Here is a 19,922-nt window from a genome sequence, read left to right as displayed (position 1 = left end):
CCATTTTCGCCAATCCTATCCTAGGTCAATTGACCCTTTAATTTGACAGCTTGACCCAGATTTCCAAGCAATTACCCTCCCATTCTCTGCAAATTTGATTCATCAACAAACACAAAAAAGATGAATCCTCTTATTCAAAGTTATGGGAAATGGCTCCTGCTTTTGGTGGCTATTGCAATAATCGCTGAGGTCGTTTGGAACTGGAAAAATGAATGCAAAGTCTACGAGAAAAAAGAGACGGTTGCCAACCTATCAATTCTTGTTGGGCATGTCATTTTCAAAGTTCTCCTGACCGGCTATCAATTATTTATACTTCAATGGATCAGTCAATGGCAATTTTTCTCATTGCCTAAAAACGCACTAGTTTTTGGAGCAACATTCATTCTGGTGGATTTTGTCTATTACTGGTATCACAGATGGTCTCATGAAGTTCCATTTTTGTGGGGCTTTCATCTAGTCCACCATTCAACCCAACAAATCAACTTTTCAAGTGCTTACAGGTTGCATTGGCTAAATGGACTCTTTACTCCTTTCTTCTTTGCTTCCCTTGCTCTAATCGGGATACCGATCGATTGGATAGTGCTATCGATTTCACTTAACCTTCTCTATCAATTTTTCCTCCATACCGAAATGGTTGGCAAGTTGGGGCCATTAGAAGGAGTCCTGGATACCCCAAGTGCACATAGGGTTCATCACGCTAAAAACCCTCAATACCTAGATAAAAATTTTGGAGGTGTATTCATGATTTGGGATAGAATTTTTGGGACCTATATCAAAGAAACAGAAGCTCCGATTTATGGGATTACAGAAGGCAAAGTTGGATATAACCCACTGAAAATAATGGCTTTTGGATTCACAAAACTTATTAATAAAACGAAACAACAAAAAACAATTTAAATCAACATACCATGAAAAAAACTTCAATTTTTACTGACAAGCAATGGGGAAAGAAATTGGCAATTTTCTCCTGTTTAGCATTTGCCCTTACTTCTTGTAACCAAGAAAATGAAAATCCAGACTTATCTATTTCCGAAGAAGAAGCTGCTGAGGTAATATTCAATGCGGTGGATGGAGACTCAGGTGGAATCCTAGATCAAAGCGAATCACTTGGCTCATTTTCCTCCCAAATTCCTTCCCAAGGAGAAGAGGCCAGATATGCATCCAATTCATTCAATTTCACCTGTGGCACACCGCAGACTTATGAATGGAGTCAAGAAATCACTAAAACTAACGCACAGATTGCATGGGATTACCTAGTTACGTGGACTGTCAATTGTAGTATAAATCGGATTCCAAGTCAAATTGTTTTCGCTTTAGCCGGAAACTCTTTCTATGAAAGCCCACGAATTAGCTCTGCGGATTCCAATACTATCCAATGGACTTTTTCAGGTATAGAACCAACTGCAGAGCAATATCAATTAGGTTTAACTATGGAAAGAATTGGAAATCAGGTTTCATACATCAATGAAACAAAGCAATTTTCCAGTAAGCTAAATCTAAGTGCGGACAATCTCACTTTAGAAAAATCCGAAACAGGTGTTATTCTAGGAAAAGTTCAAGTTAGTCTATCTGGCACTGGCAGTGGAGGTGAAACATTCGCTTATGGGGGTACATTAGAGCTAAAAAGCACTCAGGTGATTCTTACTTTGAATAGTGGTCAGGTATTTACAAAAAATAGATAATCAGAGTTTTAAGAAAAATAAAAAGCCGGAATCCTTTAAGATTCCGGCTTTTTGAATTTTTAGCTTGATATAAATTATTCCTTGGTTATCCTGTCTAGCTCCGTTCCTTCCAAACCAATTTTTGCTAAGTCAGCTTTCAACTTGTCCCATTTTGCATGAAGCTCTTCATATCGATCATAAGCATCCTTTCCGGGACGTTGATCTGCTCTTTCCAGCATACTTCTCAAGTATTGAAGTTGGGCTATCAGCATAGGCTGAGGATAAATCTGATCTGCATTTACCAATTGAGTTTGGACTGCTTTTAGACCTTCCAATTCCAATTGAGCTTTCTTGCTTTCATCCTCTTTCAATTTTCCTTGCTGGTCCTCAATTAATTTGGATGCCTTCTTCACTTCTGACTCTAAATCAATGATTTGTTTTACCAGGGCTACTTGACTTTCCAAATCACTTTGGCTGACTCCTTCAAGCCTTGGATCGGCATTTACAGCAAATCCTTGTGCCTGTATATTTCCATCTGTTATCAACCGAACCGTAAACTCTCCAGGCTCAACCATTGGGCCTCTTTGATAAGCTATTCGTTTATTTTCATCCCAAGGACCCGGGTATTTCATATCCCACTCAAAACGGTGAAGACCTGCTGTGCTATCCAACTTGGACTGAAAGTCCTGGAAATAAAAATTGGTCGCCATGTCAGTTTCTTCTGAGCTACTGGCCTGCTGTTGACTTGTATAAGATCGTATCACTTCCCCATTTTTATTGACTATTTCAAGAGTCATTTCTCCTGAATATCCCTCTGGAACAAAATAATCAACAGCCAAAGCAACGCTTGGATAATGAGGAGTGCTTCTTTCACTATTTCCTCTGTAATAATAGCGAATCGCATCTTTCGGCTCATACAAGAAAGGTCCATTGCTATTCTTGGCATCTGCGATTTGATGAATTGGAGTGATATTATCCATGATCCAAAAACCTCTTCCCATAGTGGATAAAATCAAATCCTGACGGTAAACCTTGATATCAGTAATCGGAGTTATAGGAAGATTTTGTTGGAATGATTCCCAAGTCTCTCCATCATTCAAAGAAATAAACAAACCATATTCAGTTCCAGCATACAAAACGCCCTTTCTATCAGGATCTTCTCGAACTGTTCTGGTTGGGAAATCTTCAGGAATTCCATTTTGACCATCAGTCAAAAGAGTCCAGGTTTTTCCATAATCTTCTGTTTTGTAGATATATGGCTTCCAATCACCCAATTGATATCTCAAAATGGAAGCATAGGCCTTTCCTTTGGTATGAGGACTAGGATCAATACAATCTACTCTTCCCCCCTTAGGTAAACCCTTTGGAGTCACATCATCCCACGATGCTCCATCATTTCTAGTAACGTGGATTGGACCATCATTGGCCCCTACCCAGATTACCCCCTTTTCTATCCGGGATTCATTGATTTCATAGATTGTGCTGTAATATTCCTCACCAGTTATATCTCTGGTAATCGGACTTCCTGAAATTACCTGCTTATCAGGTTCATTGGCTGTCAAATCTGGAGAAATCCTTTCCCAAGTAATACCATTATCCTTGGTTCTATGAACATATTGAGAAGTGTGGTAAACCGTATTTGGATCATGGGGAGAGACATGAATCGGAGAAACACGCTGAAAGCGATAGGTCAAATCTTCAGGATCATGTCCATAGATATTGGAAGCGCCCACATAAAATTGCTGCTCTTGGCCTGTTCTTTTATCATAGACTCCAAAACGGCCTTTGCAATTGGCAAAGACTATATTCGGATCCCCTGGCTTAGGTACAACTGGCCCCGTCTCGCAACCACCTACTTCCATCCAAAGTCCAGATGCTCCACCTGGGGCGCTATAAGGAGGTAAACTAGGAACTGCTATCGTGGTATTATCCTGTTGTCCAGCATACAACCAATATGGATATTGGTCATCTACTTCCACCTGATACAATTCAGCTGTAGCTTGATTATGTTGAGAACTCCAAGTCCTTCCTCCATTAGTTGTCACATTCACTCCTCCATCATTCGCTTGAATAAACAAAGAAGTATCCTGAGGATGAATCCACATATCATGGTTGTCTCCGTGAGGGGTTCTCATCGTTTTCCAAGTTTTACCAGCATCTGTTGATTTGTAAAAACCGGTAGACATAGAAAAGAGTACATCCGCATTCTTAGGGTTGGATTCAATATTGGTGTAATAGAACGGTCGATCTAAAAGCCCGTCTTTATTACTTACAAAATAGAATGTTTCTCCTTGATCATCAGATCTATACAAACCTCCCTCTTCACCGGGAGCTTCAACCAAGGCATACAATCTATTGGGATCTGCATCAGAAACAGCTAAGTCAATCTTACCAATCAATCCAGCTGGAAGGCCTTGCGATTTTTTGGTCCAAGTTTCCCCTCCATCAGTGGATTTATAAATTCCTCCAACTCCATCAGCTCCACTTATTACAGTCCAAGGTTTTCTTTCAGCTCTCCAAAGAGCTGTATAAATCACATCAGGATTTCCAGGAGCAAATTCCAAATCCACTGCACCGACGGAATCAGAATGATAAAGGACTTTCTTCCAGCTTTCTCCACCATCAGTTGTCTTAAAAACCCCTCTTTCTTCATTTCGCTGAAAAGGCTGACCAATGGCTGCTACCAAAACAGTATTCGGATCAGAAGGATGAATTTCCACTGCACCAATCAAACCTGATTCTTCCAATCCGACAGATTTCCAAGTTTTCCCTGAATCCTCTGATTTATACATTCCTTTTCCAGCAATCACATTGGATCTCAAGCCATCGGAACCAGTTCCTACATAGACAATTTTGGGATTTTCCTGATATACTGAAATGGCTCCTATGGATGGTGATGCAAAAAAGCCATCACTCAAATTGGAATAGGTGATCCCATAGTCATCTGTTTTCCAAACACCTCCTCCAGTACTTCCCATGTAAAAAGTACCTGGGTTATTGGCAACTCCAGAAACTGCTGTGACCCTACCGCCACGGGTAGGTCCCACATTTCGGAACTTGAGCGTTTTCATGTAAAGTGAATCGGGGTCCGCTAGATGAGCACTCTTTTCCAAGCCAAAACTTGGAATAGAGAGCAATAGTCCAGCTCCCAGCAGGAATGCCCCATTCAATTTCCTCTTGAACAAGACTTCTTTAAATTTAATCATAGGTGGTTTTTTGATTAATAATTCTCTTGATGTAATGTTTACTTTTCATTCCGTTATCTAATGGAAGGAATTGAATTGGTGGGTCACTTTTTGGGCTTAATCCGAATAGGCTTCATATAATCTTCTTCCATATCAGTTGGCAACATATAAACTCTTCCCTTGGAATCTGAGAAATAAAGTCTTGATTCGGACTTTTCTCTTCCGTGTCCATCAGCCCAAAACGCATAGAATTCAGGATGAATAAGGACTGGTCTCCTTGCATAGGTATGGTTGTATTCGGAATTTCGGGTAATTGATTTCACTTTCCAGCTTTCCCCTTGATTTTTACTAGTCCACAGCTCCATTTCTCCTCCAGTATTGTATGCTTGAGGGCCTTTAGCCGTAGGACCAATTACTCTCCAAGTTCCTTTTTTATCAATATATAAAGAACCCATATCATAATTGTTGTCAGATACAGTCATGGGTAGAATATCCCACTCTGTTCCTGTAAATCTTGCTGTTCTCCAAGTTCTAGGATCATTTTTAGGACCAGATTCGTAGCCTTTACTAGTTACAAATAATATCACTGGGTATCCATTCTCATCAAAATTGAGATCATTGATGTAAACCAAAAGTCCCTGAGATTCATACTCAAAAACCAAGGCTTTATTATCCTTCTCTTTCAAGGGTAATTCTAAATCTTCACCTCCTGCCGAGTGCCAAGACTTTCCAAAATCGGATGTTTCCAGAAAATATAAATTGGTTCGAAAGTTTAATCCACTTTCTTTTTCCTTGTATGGATGAAAATTAAATGAGGTACCCACTTTAGAATCCTTAATTCCGCTTGTCTGATAATGTCCTTCTTGAATGGTTGCAATATCTTTCCATTCCGAATAGTTTATCCCGTCTCCACTTGTCATAAAGCTTATAGTTCTCCTCGGCTTTGAATCTTGCCCTGGGATCACGTCTCTATCGTAATGAGTAAATAGGTTTATGAATCCATTTCCTTCTACAAAATAGGTTTGCAAATAGGAGAAATTATTCAATGGAACTTCTTCTCCAGCTTCAATTTTGCTCACTTCTAGGATTTCAAATTCGGAAATATCAAAGGGCTTTTTGCTTTTGCTAATGTAAGATGGTCTACTCACACCATGAGAGGTCGAAAAAATCCAGATATACCCTTCATCATCTATGTTCATTACGGGATTATCATGAGCATCATCTGTTTCCTTGTCCATGATGATGGTAGGTTTTGGTACCCTCCCAGATTGATGATCAAAATAAGAAATCATGTGGAGCAATGTTTTCCCTTCAGGATCTGTACCTCCATAGCAAAAAAAGGTCTTATCCACTTCTGGAGCATAAATAGAGAAAGGATAATGATTGGCTGGATAAGTCCCTAACCCACCACTGTATTTAAAAACATATTCATCATTAGAAGGCTGATTACTATACCAAATCCCCCTATATCCAGTGTCTGATTTATTTATCAACTTGACTGTCTGGCAGTAATTGAATTCGCTGATAAAAAAGAAGACAAGGCTAAAAATGAATATTTTTCTCATGTTTCCTTAAAAAAGGATATTCCTGATTAAAAGACAATTCAAATTTAGAGTTTGGGGAATTTTATGATGTGAATGACTTGTCCCAGTACTCCTATATTTTTTTCTAATAAATGAACCTATTGGTACCGATGAAAATTTATTTAAAACAGGATTAAAAAAGATTGAGCTTTTTTAGCTCGAGATCAATAAAAAATGAAAACTGCTACCATATCATGGACTTTTGGATTGGAAAATCTAGATGAACTATTCGCCAAGGTCAAAGAAATTGGATTTGATGCACTTCAATTTTGTGGTGATTTTAAAATATATCCAGCTTCAGAGGTAAAAAAGAAAGCTCATGAATACCAAATTGAGTTAATTGGGTATGATCCTTTGGAATGCAAACCTTCCAAAGAAAGTGAATCCACACTTGAACACTCCATTAATTTTTATAAAGATGTAATAGACTATGCACTTGAAATTGGGGCACCTATGGTCACAATTCAAGGATTGTCCTTTTGGTGCAAATCGGGACAAACTTATCAAGAGGCCTTAGAACAAATAATTCAAGCGACAAAAGAGCTTAGTATTTATGCTGAAGGAAAAGAAATGACTCTTACATATGAAGCTTGCAATCACTACGAAACTCCATGGATTCATACAGCAGAGGAACTTCTTAGAATTCAGAGGAATGTTCTTTCTGAAAACCTCAAGTTGGTTCTGGAAAGTTTTCATATGAATATAAATGAAAAGGATTCCATTGAGGCAATCCAATCAATTGGAGAGAAATTACTATTTAGCTACCATGTTTCAGATTCGGGAAGAGGAGGAATAGACACAGGACATATAGACTATCCTTCACAATTCAAAGCCTTAAAAGACATTGATTTTAAGGGAATCATTTGTTTTGAAATAGTCACTAAAGAAGTAAGACCGTTCAAATTTCCTATGAACAAAAATCAAATGGAGGATTTTGTAAAACAATCCACCTATAGCCTTCAAAAATGGAATGAGTTAAACCCTTGGGTTTGAAAAAACTTGTTATTGAACCTCTTCCATCTTCTTTGAAATGGATTTCAAGGCGGTATCCAGTTCATTTCCAGATACTTTCAGATATTTAGTCAATTCCTTCATTTCATCTTCTGATAAAAAAGTCTCATCATCAAACAATTCCGTAATTCCTAAAATCCTAGCCAATGGAGCTCTCACCAGGTGACTTTGAGCAAAGGCAATTTCCCTCATTTGCATATTCTGTGTCTCCAGTTTTTCTAGAAAACGCACATTTTCAGTGATGTCTTGAAAGCCTGCAACAAATGAATATTTACCTTTCTTTTCCTCCTGACTTCTGGTTCCAAAAAGTTGGATGCATCTATCCTCCTTGGTTTTGGATTGAATGCAAAGTTTAAATATGAATCCAGTGCCCTTGGACTGAAAAACTTTAGAAAGCTCCAATTCCAACTCTTCTTTGAACTCATCCGCAACTAAAAATTCGAAGGGCTTACCATTCAATTCCTGAGGTGAATATCCTGAAATACCTACAATGTTTCCTGTTACTTGTTGTATTATTCCAGTATTATCAAATTTTATAATTCCAAGGTTGGGATTTGAAAAAAGCAACTCCAAATCCTGATTTCTGTTGTTTACATGATTAAAAAGGTTTTTGATCAATACATATAAAAATATAGCAGTAACTACAACATAACTGACACCTTTATATAATTGGAATTTAGCTAGACCTGTAATATCGTCTCCAAAAAATCTTAAGGCTATTTTATCACTAAATAAAATCCATAAAACTCCCCATCCTAAATAGAAAAAGCAAATCAATTCAGGTTGCTTAAGCCTTTTCAAAATGTTCATTAAAATGTGATTTAGTGCGAATTCGAAAGGTTTTCTTGTTCTTTTGAATGATAAATATGAAAAAAATTAGGGTTAATTACTCCCCTCTAAAATATTTTTGTCAATAAAAAATTAATTTATGTGAATTCATCGTTGTCTACACTTATAAGCAACCATAAAGACATATAAAAAAAGTTCAACTATTATAAAATAATCAATGTTTTCATGGTGGATTTTAATTCAAATTGTATTGATCACCATTCGAATGTGTTAAAATCAATTGATTATTAGTTTTCTGAAAGGTCCAGCTACCAGACAAAATCAAAGTCCAATCAAATTCCGCAGTCCAGGCGCAGGAGTTTGTAAATTCAATCTTGTTCCCTGAAACCTGATAAGTACCATTGCAAATGGCAGGAAATTTTGTAATCTCAGAACTCCCCTCAAACTTTCCATTTTCAAATATCAATTCTACAGTACTACTTTCATTTCCTCTGGTAAAGGTTCCTGAATAGTTTCCTTCCAATAATTGAGGTTGGTCTGTGTCACAGGAGAAAAGCACCACTACAAATCCAATTATCAATAATAGGATCCTAGAAAATGGGTATTGGGAATTAGAAATCATAAATCTTAAGGTCTTAAAGTGTAGGTCATCATAAAGACGTTTAGGTATTGCTCGCCGATACAATTGAGTCTAGGCTTAATAAATTCCTATCTAATAATTTTTCCTTTTCAAACTGAATAATCCTATCAAAAAGTCTAAAATAGAATCATTAAGGATTATTTATCCTACATATTTTCCCATTTGTCCTATATTAGAACTTAGAATTGAAATAGCTTTGCCAAAAAATTAGAAATGAAAGCTATCCAGTTACCATCCCTGATTCTTCAAGGCAAATGTCCCAAATGTCATCAGGGAAATATGTTTCAATCGCAGAACCCATTTCATCCCAAAAAAGGATATCAAATGGTGAAAAATTGTCCTCATTGTCAGCAGGCAACAGAGCCAGAACCCGGATTTTATTTCGGTGCCATGTTTATTAGCTATGCTATTAATACCGCATTCTTTATAATAGTATGGACAGCTTTGACTTTCATTTACCCGAATTACAGCCTAACTGTGCTCCTGTCGCTCTTAGCATTGACTGTTATTCTAATGCTTCCTCTCACCTTCCGACTAAGCCGAACGATTTGGATTTATATTTTTGTGAAATATAAGCCAGAAATCGAACTAGAAAACCAGAGTTGACTGGGTATTGAGTTGGCAGCTGATTTTTTGATTCCTATTTAAAATGAAAAAGTCTCAATTTCCTATTTACAGCATTCCAGACTTTGACAAACAAAGTCAAGAGCCTGAGATTTTTTACTATAGTGATCTTTTAAGCCATTGTCAAAAACATCAATTCATTCAAAAATCCCATAAACATGATTTTTTCCTCGTAGTCTATTTCACAAAAGGGATTGGAACCCATCAAATTGATTTCGAAGACTATCCTGTAAAACCTGGAATGCTCTTTTGTCTTAGACCGGGACAGGTACATAATTGGAACCTTACTGAGGAAACGGATGGACACATTCTTCTATTCAACACTACTTTTCTTTCCAATCATTCAAGCTTCGGGAATTCCATCCATTTTCCAGTCTTTCAAAATCCTTTTATCCAGATTCCCGAAAACTCAAATCTAGATCTTCAGATTAAGGAAGTTTTTCAAAAAATAAAGTTTGAATCTTCCCAGAAACATTGGTTGGGAGGCGAATTAACAAGGTTTTCCGTTTTGGAAATTTTGATCCTTTGTTCAAGAAAACTGATAGATCAAGGATTCAAACCCACTGCTTTTTCTCCCAATCAATCTGAGGTTCTTCCAGCCGAAAAGTTATTGGAATCCTCCTTTTCCATGCACCATGAAGTTTCCTTTTATGCTGAGCAAATGGGTATTGGAGTTAAAAAACTCAATGAATTGACCCGAAGTCAATTCAATGTTTCAGCCCATACATGGATCATGAATCGGGTAATGTTAGAGGCAAAGAGAGTACTAAGCTATGACACTTCACCTGTTCAGGAGATTGCAGCGAATTTAGGATTTGATGATCCCTCTTATTTTTCCAGATGGTTCAAAAAAGGAACTGGACTGACTCCAGAACAATTCAGGAAAAAACTTTTAAACCACTAATGTATTCAAAATCAATATTGAAGTGGATCAAAGAATAGGCTTGCAATAAGGAATGAAATAATTGAAACGATAAAGCCAAACATAAATACATTGTAGCTTTTCCGAAGGAGCTTATACTTAACTGCCAAAACCTTACCTAGAAAATAAATATCACGGATCATGGAGTCATAAAGAAACTCTCCATCCTCCATCATTTCGTGCATTCCTTCCTCATATTCCTTCAAACTCATGTCATAGAAATTACCAAAATAAAGCAAATTGCTTTCCTTTTTGGCGATACTTTCTTTAGAAACTTTCCCTTGAGTCACTTTCGGTCTTGTAGCCAAAATAGCAAAAACCATTGCTCCTAAACAGGTAGAAATCAACAAAATAGCAGGAATGGTATAATTAGGGAATTCCTCCAGTTTCCTGATCAATACTGTCACTACAATGGAAATGATAATCGAATTAACCGAAATCATGATGTTGGCCTTATTATCAGCTATTGAGGACAATTCCAAGTGATTTTTGGAGGTAACACGAAACATGGTTTCTATCCCCTTTTCAGACTTTTTGTCCTTCGATTTCTTTTTGGATTTTTTCTCAGTTTTATCTTCCATGAGTTTGATTTCTTCCTCGATATATCGGAGATTTTTTTCTTTCCCTTGTTGAAGGAACTCTTTTGCGTAATCCGTATGGTAAGAATGGTTATTCATAAACTCCCGAGTACCTATCAACCAGGAATGAAGAGGTATTTCCTTACCATGAACACATTCTTTTTCTTTTTTCAACAGCAATGTATGCTCTCGAAAATTCCCCATTCCAAAATGAGACAGATCGGCATCACATAAAATCGACTCAAATAGAGATTGCGGTTTTTGAGGAACTTGAGTAGCCAGGATTCCCGACTGAATCTTCTGAATCCTTTCACTTGAAACTCCCATTTCCTTCAGCATCTTATGAGCAAATTCAGCTCCTTGCTTTTCATGTCCTTTATCAGTCCCCCGCCAATATCCTACATCATGAAACCAGCCTGCATAGACCAAGTCCTCCAGTTCTTGATCATTAAGCTTGTAAAAAGCTCCCATTTTCTTTACCTGCTCCACTATCAATTGAGTATGATCTAGATTGTGATAACAGATTTCTGGGATTTGCTTTTCAGCAAAGAGCTCTTTCATCTTTATTTCAAACCGATCCAATTGATTTTCCACTGCAATTACCTTAATTTGATTATCTAAGATAAAAGAAAATGTTCACCCCGGTTCATCAAAAGTTATCTAATTTTTTGCCACTTTTTCTCCTTTTGATTTGTCAATGCACTGCTCAAAAGAAGGATTTGGAGCCTATTCCATTCCCTTCCGCCTATTCTTTGGAGCAAATGGAAAAAGTGAATCTCTCTGATGAATTGGAAGAAATTTCAGGCCTTGAATGGATCGATTCTGAAACATTATGGGCCATAGAGGACGAATCATCGATTATTTACCAGCTCGATCCGATGTCTGGTAAAAGAAAAAAGAAATTCAAGTTTGCCAAAAACAAAGACATTGAGGATATCCTCTATATCGATGGAACAGCCTGGGTATTGAGGAGCAATGGAAACTTGTATGAGGTAGAAAACCCTTTCTCTGAATATAGCCAAACCACCATTCATGAATTCCCTATTCATGACAAAAGAGACTTTGAATCACTCATCAAACCCGAAGGAAAGGATGCTATTTGGATATTTTGCAAAGTTTGTAGCTGGGATGAAAACGCAAGTCAGGCATCGGTTTATGAATTTGACCTCCTTTCAAAAACATTTAAAGAGGATGCCGTAATCCAGATCAAAAATGAATCCTTAACAGAGTTGGTATCAAAAGAAGATGCTCAAAAAGTTAAAATCCAGCCTTCTGCCATTGCTTTTCATCCTATTGAAAAAAAGTACTACCTGCTTTCATCAAGCGATCATTGGCTGATGAAACTAGATGAGAATTTCAATCCAGTTGAGTTTTTCCATTTGCCACGAGATATATTCAAGCAGCCAGAAGGGATCAGCTTTGCAGATGATGGAACATTATTTATTTCAAATGAAGCCAGAAATGGGAAACCAAATTTTCTAATTTTTCCTTTTAATCCGTGAAAAAGCTAATTTCTATCCTATTTCTACTCTTTTGGGCTATAGCCGCGGATGCTCAGGAGTCCGAAATAAAGTTTAGGGTCTATCTGATTGGAGATGCTGGAGAATTGGAGAATGAAGAACATCCGGTCATCAAACATGTTAGGAAACAAGTCTCTGAAACCCCTTCTATTCTATCACATGTCCTATTTTTGGGAGATAATATCTATCCTCAAGGTATGCCTGCCATTGGCGATGAGGACAGAAAAGAAGCTGAATTTATCCTCAAAACCCAATTAGATCTTTCTAATAATATCTCTGGGAAAATCTGGATGGTCCCTGGGAATCATGATTGGAAAAAAGGTAAATCCGAAGGCTGGGATAGAGTACTTTTCGCTGAGGAATTCATTGAAGACAATTATCCTCAGGAAAAAGTTATTCAAGTTCCTTCTGGAGGATGTCCAGGCCCCTATGTGACCTTATTGGATGACGAAACCTTGTTCATTGCTTTTGATAGCCAATGGTGGCTACACCAGAGAGATAAGCCAGGTTTAGAGTCTGATTGCGAATTCAAGACTGAAGAAGAAATCTTAGCTTCACTCAACTACCTTTTGGAAGAAAATCAGGACAAGACCATTCTTTTTGCTATGCATCACCCGATGAGAGCCTATGGACCTCATAATGGTGGCTATAGCTGGAAAGATCACCTATTTCCTCTGACGGCTGTTTCTGACAATTTATACCTTCCTCTTCCGCTTGTTGGATCTATTTATCCACTATATAGAACATGGTTTGGAGATATTCAGGACATCCCACATCCTCAATATGAGGCAATGATTAGAGCTTTGGACCAACTTTTCACCAAGCATCCTCATGTTATCCAGGTTTCTGGGCATGAGCATGGTCTCTCCTATACCCAAGAGGGTAATATGCATTACATAGTCAGTGGTGCTGGTGCAAAAGATACCTATATTAAAAAAAACAATCCCGCTGAATTTACTTATCCAAAACAGGGCTATGCCATATTAGATTTTTACTCCAATAATCAGGTGACGCTCCAATTCATGGATCCATTAGAGGAGGAACCACTCTATGAATCAAATCTGATCGAAAGATATGCGAGCAATGCCGCCCAGTTGAAATTGTTCCAACGATCATTTCCTGAAACCATCAAGGATACAATCTCCAATCAATACCTGCATGGAAAAGGATACCAACTCTTTTTGGGATCCAATTACAGAGAAACTTGGGCTATTCCTGCCACATTCCCGGTATTGGATCTGGCAAAAGAAAGAGGTGGCTTAAGGATCAGTAAGCGAGGAGGAGGAATGCAAACCCGCTCACTACGTTTGGAGAATCCTCAAGGAAAAGAATTTGTCCTTCGATCCATCAATAAATATCCTGAGAACGCTCTCACGCCTGCCTTGAGACAAACCATTGCAAAGCAGGTGGTTCAGGATCAAATATCCTCCTCTCACCCCTATGCGGCTTTGGCTGTGGCAAGATTGGCTGATGCAGCAGAAGTTGTCCACACCAACCCTAAAATTGTTTATCTACCAGATGACCCCTTATTGGGAGTTTATCGTGAGGACTTTGGAAATGGCCTATACCTGTACGAAGAGAGAGAGATAGGTCCCAAAAACAGTTCTGATAAGATCGAGTTTTTCAGTACTGACAAAATGCTCAAAAAAATCCGGAAGGATAATGATAATCAGGTGAATCAAAAGGAAGTCTTAAAAGCCCGATTGTTTGACCTTTGGATTGGGGATTGGGACCGGCATGATGATCAATGGAGATGGGTTGGAGAAAAGCAAAAAGGAGATTGGGAGTTTATACCAATGCCTAGAGACCGAGATCAGGCTTTTTTCGTCAATCAAGGCCTATTACCCAAAATTGCCAGTAGAAAATGGGCAAGTCCAAAGTTCCAAGGTTTTGACTACGAACTGAAGAATGTCAATGGATTCATGTTCAATGGACGCTATTTTGACAGAAGCTTCCTGACCAATTTGGATCAAAAAGACTGGGAAAAAGCCTTGGATCAACTTGATAAAAAACTGACTGAGGAAGTGATTGATGAGGCATTTCGCGATTGGCCAATTGAAGTTCAAAATAAGGATAAGGCCGAAATCAAAGCTAAGCTGCTTAAACGGAAAGCTTGGCTTAAAGAAAAGTCTCTGGAGTATTATCGCTTTCTTTCCAAAGACGTCAATGTGGTAGGTTCAAATAAGAATGAAGAATTTGAAGTCAAGCATTTAGAGGATGGAAATATCCGGGTACAAGTCCGAAAAATCAATAAGTCCGGAGACCTCAAACAGAAGATTTATGATAGAACCTTTTCCCCGGATATTACAGATGAGATTCATTTGTATGGCTTGGAGGGAGAAGATCAATTTACATTTTTGGGAGAAGGATCTGGTGACATCAAAATCCGCTTAGTCCCAGGAAATGGAGTGAAAACTCTAAATGATGAAGCAGATTTAAAGAAGAAATCACAATTCATTTATCTACCTGATAATAATACACTTGCCACATCTATCGGAAAATCCACTCGAATCAAAAAGGCCTACGATCCTGATTTATTTGCCTACAATCGCAAAGAGTTTAAATATGACAAACTCATGCCCTTGGCTTCCATAGAATTCAACAAAGATGATGGAGTATTTTTTGGTGCCGGAGTATTGTGGGAAAAGCAAGGGTTCAAAAAGGAACCCTATTCTATTCGACAATCCATCAAGGGAAACTGGGCATTTAAAACCAATGCATTCAACCTTAACTATCAGGGACATGCCGTGGACCGAGTTGGGAAACTGGATGTGGTTTGGGAGGCAGATGTGAGAGCTCCTGACTATGCTTTCAATTATTTTGGACAAGGAAATGAAACCACTTATGATCTGGATAAATATGAAATCCGCTATTATAGAGCACGCTTCAGTTGGTACGAAATTAATGCTGGCCTACAGGCAAAGTTGGGAGAAAAAGGATCTTTGACCTTTGGACCTCATTACCAAGTTTATCGATTTGATCCAGATGACAATGAAGGTAAATTCATTACCAGTCCAGAATCAGGCTTGGATCAAGTGGATATTGATCATGCCAAATTCTATACAGGACTGAGTGCTGAGGTCAATTTTGACAACAGAGATAATATCCATATTCCTTCGAGAGGATTTCAATTTCAAGGACGACTAAAACAAAACTGGGGAATCAATGAATGGGCGAGCAATTTCACCCGTGCAGATGCTGAATTAGCCTTGTTTTGGTCATTTAAATATCCTTCCCGAGTGGTTTGGGCAAGCAGATTTGGAGCTGGAAAAAACTGGGGAGATTATGAATATTTCCAAGGCCATATCCTAGGAGGTATGGATAATCTCCGTGGATTCAGACGATACAGATTCAATGGACGTGCTGTTGCCTATAATAATACCGAAGTGAGAGTGAGGGTTCTGAATTTGAAGACTTATGTCCTTCCTGCCACCATCGGAGTTCTTGGGTTTCACGATATTGGAAGAGTCTGGCTCGACAATGAAAAGTCAAACACCTGGCATCATACATTTGGTATGGGTCTTTGGATTGCTCCTTTAAACCAGATTGTAGCCACACTTTCTCTAGGTTTCAATGAAGAAGAAACCCTACCCTTCTTTTCCTTCGGATATCAATTTTGAGTCTTGAGAAAGGTTTGGTTCTAAGTCTTTGACTGTAACTCTAAGGGCTTTCATACCATATACCCCTTGCATATCCTCCAACTCAACTTCTTCAAGCTCAGAGGTCAATAAACCTTGCTTTTGTAGGAAATGAATATAGTCTTGATATTCTCTTGCGTCTTTGGTTTGAGAGTAAACGATCGCAATTTTACCCGGTTGGTTGAGACGCTCTCTAGTTCCTTTGATCAAAGCTTTATCTATTCGTTTTTTGATGATCTCATAGCGGATGTTATAGGCTCCTTCCACATCAAATTTTCTTTCGTCCAATCGGAAACTAATAGAAATCGGAGTGCTATGGGCCAGGATCATCTGAGTTACATCCAATTCATGAGCAAGTTCTTTTTTGGCAGCTGAAACTCGATGGACTATAGACACTAAAGAACGCAATTGCCAAAGCTTTAAGTTCTTGAGATACAATGGATCAAACTTCCTGTCTTTTACCAAAGATTGACCAATGTAAATATTATATTCTATCCCATCAGTTTTGAACTTCTCAAAATAGTGAGGGAACATTTTCTGAATATTTGTCTCCTCTTGATCCAAATATGAACCTACGATTTGATTCAATTTGGCTAGACTTTGTTCAAATGCTTTTCTGTTTTTATTAACAATTCCCGTCTTAGGATCCAAGGAACTTTGATAGGTTTCACAAAGATCCTTCAAGCCTTCATTTTGCTCCTTGAGATGCTGGAATGTAGGGTCCAATTCAAAATGGAAAAAGTCAGCGATTTTGACTTCTTCCTCTCCCACAACCAAAAGGTTTATTCGAGTTTCAAATTCTTCAATCTGATCAATCAACTTATCCAATAAGGGTAAATCTTGATACTCCTTGGCTTTCACCAAAATATCTTTTCCCATTTTCAGTTGCAACTGCAAGTCCTCCTGAGTGGCTTTGTTTCTTTCAATAGATGAATTTTTTACATCTACAGCTGCATAAAATGGATAAACCTCATTAAAAACAATCGGCTGAAATTCAGGTTCTTCACCCTCCTCTCCTTTCAACACATAGTCCAAAGCTATTTCATCAAATTTCCATTCAACGACTGGATGAATCGCGGTAAAATTCTTGCGAATAATACCTTTGATTTTTTGATCCAAAAGCTCTGCTTGACGATTTAGAGCTATGGATAAAGATGGCGCTAAATAATCCAAAGTATTGAACATGCCTGGATCGAAAGTTCCACTCTCTGGTGCACATATTTCCAATACTCCAACCAAATCATTATTGTGCTTCAAAGGATAAAGAATAATTTCTTTTATCCCCATCTCTGAAACCTTCACGCCTAGAGGAACTTCTTTTTTGGCCAGATCCAAATCATTCAAAAGGATCGGTTTCTCTACTTTCGCAAGCAATTCTAAGACTGCTTGATAGCTTTCTCCACAACCTTCTCCGCACAATTGTTTGATTAAATAGCTATAGGCCAATCTACTTTCAGTCATGACCATTCTTCCATTGATAGTTTGAAGAACAGCCAAACCAACTTTCAAGCCTTTTTTCCTTAGAATACTCTTTACTGAATCCTCTACAAGTTCCATAAATGAATCAGAAGAAACTTGCTCCTGGTGAAGAACCATCTCATTGAGGTTCGCTACACTTTGGGCTAAGGTAAGATCTTGGGCCTCCAAAATCGTAAATCCGTGGAATTCAAAAAGATCCAATGGGATTTCTTTGAGCCAACGATCAAGCTCATATGAATCTACATCGCCTACATTACATAAATCCGAAGCTTGGCTTAAATCAGGAATTGTACCTTTTGGTACAACCTTCACGTATTGCAAATTCATCTGGAATTGAAAATGCTTCGAATAGCCTTCAGGACTTGGAATCTTGAATACCAATGATTCTGAGCCTATAAATTTTTTTCCATAAATCTGGTCAAAAATCAACCCATAAATTTGAGTCATTTTTTGTTTGAATACCTTTTTATGGTAGAAATCCATCGGGATATTCATCTCACCAGCATGATCCAAAAATTCCTTTTGAAATGCAGGGGTACAATAGATTGGCGAATAATCAAATGGCGAAGTTAAGGCTAGGATTTTATCCTCCTCCTGTCCTGAAAGAGGGAAAAGAGAACTCAGGATTATTCCAAAACCTAGTTTATTTTCTTCTCGGTAGACATCATCTCTCTGAAGAGGAGATTTTTGAAGCTCAGGATAAGCTTGAATACGATCTATATAATCATGGTACAAACAAGTGCTAGGACTACTTCTATCCATTAACTTCTCCCACTGCTCAAACAAAAGCTTGAAATCCAGATAGGAAGCTACATTTATACCTCTGCTTTTTTCTTCGCGATCCATAAGATATTGATCAATAATAGCCTAAACTTAAAACTGAATGGGAAGGTTCCTTTTACAACTCTTCTACAAAATAGAAATAACAAGCTTAAACTCTGAAAACCAGAGCCTTTTAATCTTTAATAAAAAGGAAATCGAATGCTTGAAACCCAATATTTAAAGGTTAAAAATGAAAAAAGGCCATTGAATTAAACTCAATGGCCTTATTAATCAAATATGTCTCTTATTTAAAACTTATATGCCTTCAGCATTTTGTGGAAAATCTCATTGTTTTCGTAGATCCCAGAAAACGCTTCAGACCCTGGACCATAGGCAAAAACCGGAATCATAACTCCTGTATGACTTCCAGTGGTGAATTTTCCTTCTACCACACCCTTTTCGGTGCTTCCTTTATTGATCGTGAATCCTCCAGTTTCGTGATCTGCTGTAATGATCACCAAGGTGTTTTTATCTTTCTTGGCAAACTCCAATACCTTACCGATTGCATTGTCAAAATCAATCATTTCATCTACGATGTACTGGGTATCATTAGCATGACCTCCCCAATCGATTTGAGAGCCCTCGATCATCAAAAACATGCCTTTCTTATTGGTTTTCAACAAATCCAATGCGACTTCTGTTGATTTCACTAATTGTTCTCCTCTTCCTTCAGAATATTTTGGCTGCTGTACATCGGCTAAAAAAGCTGCCAATTTCCCAGATTCAACTGCTTCTACTTCCTCGATAGAATTGGCAATTTGATAGCCTCTCATTTTCAATGAATCAACCAAATTCAAATTGTCTTTTCTATCAGTAAAGAACTTTCTTCCTCCCCCAATAAAAACATCCACATCTGTTGATAGGAAATCCATTGCAATCTCCTCTTCCATGGATCTATTTGCTTGATGGGCGATAAAACTTGCTGGAGTGGCATGGGTAATAGCACAAGTAGCAACCAAACCGGTGGCTAATCCATTCTCTTCCGCAATTTCTAGGATTGTTGGTACTGGATTCCCTTCTGGATCAACACCAATTGCTCCATTATATGTTTTCACACCACAAGAAAAAGCGGTAGCACCTGCAGCTGAATCTGTCACATAGGAGTCACTGGATTGGTTTTTATGGAATCCAATTACTGGAAATTCTTCAAGATTTAAATGGCCAAAATTACCAGTCATACCGGCATAAATTTGTGCTACTCCCATTCCATCACCGACCATCAAGATGATGTTTTTAGGGCGTTTTGATTTTTTCTGAGCTTGGCTTACTCCAAATGTTGAGCAAAAAAGAAGAGCTAAAAGAATTCTGAATTTCATATTGTATTAGTATTTAAAAGGGTACCTAATTTGATCCATTTTTGGACTAGCGATTGACAAAACTATCTGTTTGAAAGCAATTCTATAAATAATAAAATAAACAAAGGGAATCAAAACAAAAATTGAACCCTGCACTTATATTCTTAAAAACTCA

14 protein-coding genes are annotated in these 19,922 nt (G+C 37.9%); 7 read left to right on the top strand and 7 right to left on the bottom strand.

Annotation, left to right across the window (positions count from 1 at the left end; all coding sequences use genetic code 11):
• Positions 1 to 120: 120 nt before the first annotated feature.
• Positions 121 to 897 (top strand): sterol desaturase family protein, encoded by a 777-nt coding sequence (locus BUF13_RS02185; RefSeq protein ID WP_073570106.1) that lies wholly within the window; start codon positions 121 to 123, stop codon positions 895 to 897.
• 11 nt (positions 898 to 908) lie between these two features.
• A complete protein-coding gene (locus BUF13_RS02180; protein WP_073570105.1) occupies positions 909 to 1,682 on the top strand; it encodes a hypothetical protein in 774 nt (257 codons plus the stop codon).
• Positions 1,683 to 1,756: 74 nt separating this feature from the next.
• On the opposite strand, the gene BUF13_RS02175 is transcribed toward BUF13_RS02180, so the two are convergent.
• Both BUF13_RS02175 and BUF13_RS02170 read right to left on the bottom strand, forming a co-directional pair.
• Complete coding sequence (locus BUF13_RS02175; RefSeq protein WP_073570104.1) at positions 1,757 to 4,867, bottom strand: VPS10 domain-containing protein; 3,111 nt, start codon at positions 4,865 to 4,867, stop codon at positions 1,757 to 1,759.
• 83 nt (positions 4,868 to 4,950) lie between these two features.
• Entirely contained in the window at positions 4,951 to 6,411 is a 1,461-nt protein-coding gene (locus tag BUF13_RS02170) for a BNR-4 repeat-containing protein (RefSeq protein WP_073570103.1), read from the bottom strand.
• A 192-nt stretch (positions 6,412 to 6,603) separates the two neighbouring features.
• On the opposite strand from BUF13_RS02170, the gene BUF13_RS02165 reads away from it, so the two are divergent.
• Complete coding sequence (locus tag BUF13_RS02165) at positions 6,604 to 7,422, top strand: sugar phosphate isomerase/epimerase family protein (protein ID WP_073570102.1); 819 nt, start codon at positions 6,604 to 6,606, stop codon at positions 7,420 to 7,422.
• Positions 7,423 to 7,431: 9 nt separating this feature from the next.
• On the opposite strand, the gene BUF13_RS02160 is transcribed toward BUF13_RS02165, so the two are convergent.
• Together BUF13_RS02160 and BUF13_RS02155 are read right to left on the bottom strand one after the other, a co-directional pair.
• Complete coding sequence (locus tag BUF13_RS02160) at positions 7,432 to 8,250, bottom strand: PAS domain S-box protein (RefSeq protein WP_073570101.1); 819 nt, start codon at positions 8,248 to 8,250, stop codon at positions 7,432 to 7,434.
• A 214-nt stretch (positions 8,251 to 8,464) separates the two neighbouring features.
• On the bottom strand, positions 8,465 to 8,851 hold the full coding sequence (locus tag BUF13_RS02155) for a hypothetical protein (RefSeq protein ID WP_073570100.1): 387 nt from the start codon (positions 8,849 to 8,851) through the stop codon (positions 8,465 to 8,467).
• Between the two features lie 231 nt (positions 8,852 to 9,082).
• Between BUF13_RS02155 and BUF13_RS02150 the strand changes: the two genes are divergently transcribed.
• Both BUF13_RS02150 and BUF13_RS02145 read left to right on the top strand, forming a co-directional pair.
• Positions 9,083 to 9,475, top strand: a complete 393-nt coding sequence (locus BUF13_RS02150) for a DUF983 domain-containing protein (protein WP_073570099.1) — start codon at positions 9,083 to 9,085, stop codon at positions 9,473 to 9,475.
• Between the two features lie 43 nt (positions 9,476 to 9,518).
• Entirely contained in the window at positions 9,519 to 10,397 is an 879-nt protein-coding gene (locus tag BUF13_RS02145; protein WP_073570098.1) for a helix-turn-helix transcriptional regulator, read from the top strand.
• 11 nt (positions 10,398 to 10,408) lie between these two features.
• Here the strand turns inward: BUF13_RS02145 and BUF13_RS02140 are convergent, their stop codons facing one another.
• A complete protein-coding gene (locus BUF13_RS02140) occupies positions 10,409 to 11,554 on the bottom strand; it encodes a Pycsar system effector family protein (protein ID WP_073570812.1) in 1,146 nt (381 codons plus the stop codon).
• A gap of 107 nt (positions 11,555 to 11,661) precedes the next feature.
• Between BUF13_RS02140 and BUF13_RS02135 the strand changes: the two genes are divergently transcribed.
• Both BUF13_RS02135 and BUF13_RS02130 read left to right on the top strand, forming a co-directional pair.
• Positions 11,662 to 12,495: an SdiA-regulated domain-containing protein gene (locus BUF13_RS02135; RefSeq protein WP_166669804.1), complete on the top strand. Its 834-nt coding sequence runs from the start codon at positions 11,662 to 11,664 to the stop codon at positions 12,493 to 12,495.
• Positions 12,492 to 16,133, top strand: coding sequence for a BamA/TamA family outer membrane protein (locus tag BUF13_RS02130; protein WP_073570096.1), 3,642 nt, complete (start codon positions 12,492 to 12,494; stop codon positions 16,131 to 16,133). Before BUF13_RS02135 ends, BUF13_RS02130 begins: the two co-directional genes overlap by 4 nt.
• Here the strand turns inward: BUF13_RS02130 and BUF13_RS02125 are convergent.
• Both BUF13_RS02125 and BUF13_RS02120 read right to left on the bottom strand, forming a co-directional pair.
• Positions 16,101 to 18,476 (bottom strand): GAF domain-containing protein, encoded by a 2,376-nt coding sequence (locus BUF13_RS02125; protein WP_073570095.1) that lies wholly within the window; start codon positions 18,474 to 18,476, stop codon positions 16,101 to 16,103. The genes BUF13_RS02130 and BUF13_RS02125 overlap by 33 nt on opposite strands.
• A gap of 224 nt (positions 18,477 to 18,700) precedes the next feature.
• The gene (locus tag BUF13_RS02120) at positions 18,701 to 19,768 is read right to left on the bottom strand and encodes an alkaline phosphatase (protein WP_073570094.1); all 1,068 of its coding nucleotides are present in this window, start codon (positions 19,766 to 19,768) and stop codon (positions 18,701 to 18,703) included.
• Between the last annotated feature and the right edge of the window lie 154 nt (positions 19,769 to 19,922).

This window comes from Algoriphagus zhangzhouensis (genome assembly GCF_900148515.1).
Lineage (GTDB): Bacteria > Bacteroidota > Bacteroidia > Cytophagales > Cyclobacteriaceae > Algoriphagus > Algoriphagus zhangzhouensis.
This window is presented reverse-complemented; position numbering and strand designations above follow the sequence as displayed.

What these genes read in the sequence shown, in the direction of transcription:
- BUF13_RS02145 (WP_073570098.1), top strand. Translation starts at nt 9,519, where the DNA reads ATGAAAAAGTCTCAATTTCCTATTTACAGCATTCCAGACTTTGACAAA.
- BUF13_RS02125 (WP_073570095.1), bottom strand. Translation starts at nt 18,476, where the DNA reads ATGGATCGCGAAGAAAAAAGCAGAGGTATAAATGTAGCTTCCTATCTG.
- BUF13_RS02160 (WP_073570101.1), bottom strand. Translation starts at nt 8,250, where the DNA reads ATGAACATTTTGAAAAGGCTTAAGCAACCTGAATTGATTTGCTTTTTC.
- BUF13_RS02155 (WP_073570100.1), bottom strand. Translation starts at nt 8,851, where the DNA reads ATGATTTCTAATTCCCAATACCCATTTTCTAGGATCCTATTATTGATA.
- BUF13_RS02170 (WP_073570103.1), bottom strand. Translation starts at nt 6,411, where the DNA reads ATGAGAAAAATATTCATTTTTAGCCTTGTCTTCTTTTTTATCAGCGAA.
- BUF13_RS02175 (WP_073570104.1), bottom strand. Translation starts at nt 4,867, where the DNA reads ATGATTAAATTTAAAGAAGTCTTGTTCAAGAGGAAATTGAATGGGGCA.
- BUF13_RS02185 (WP_073570106.1), top strand. Translation starts at nt 121, where the DNA reads ATGAATCCTCTTATTCAAAGTTATGGGAAATGGCTCCTGCTTTTGGTG.
- BUF13_RS02140 (WP_073570812.1), bottom strand. Translation starts at nt 11,554, where the DNA reads ATGAAAGAGCTCTTTGCTGAAAAGCAAATCCCAGAAATCTGTTATCAC.
- BUF13_RS02120 (WP_073570094.1), bottom strand. Translation starts at nt 19,768, where the DNA reads ATGAAATTCAGAATTCTTTTAGCTCTTCTTTTTTGCTCAACATTTGGA.
- BUF13_RS02165 (WP_073570102.1), top strand. Translation starts at nt 6,604, where the DNA reads ATGAAAACTGCTACCATATCATGGACTTTTGGATTGGAAAATCTAGAT.
- BUF13_RS02180 (WP_073570105.1), top strand. Translation starts at nt 909, where the DNA reads ATGAAAAAAACTTCAATTTTTACTGACAAGCAATGGGGAAAGAAATTG.
- BUF13_RS02150 (WP_073570099.1), top strand. Translation starts at nt 9,083, where the DNA reads ATGAAAGCTATCCAGTTACCATCCCTGATTCTTCAAGGCAAATGTCCC.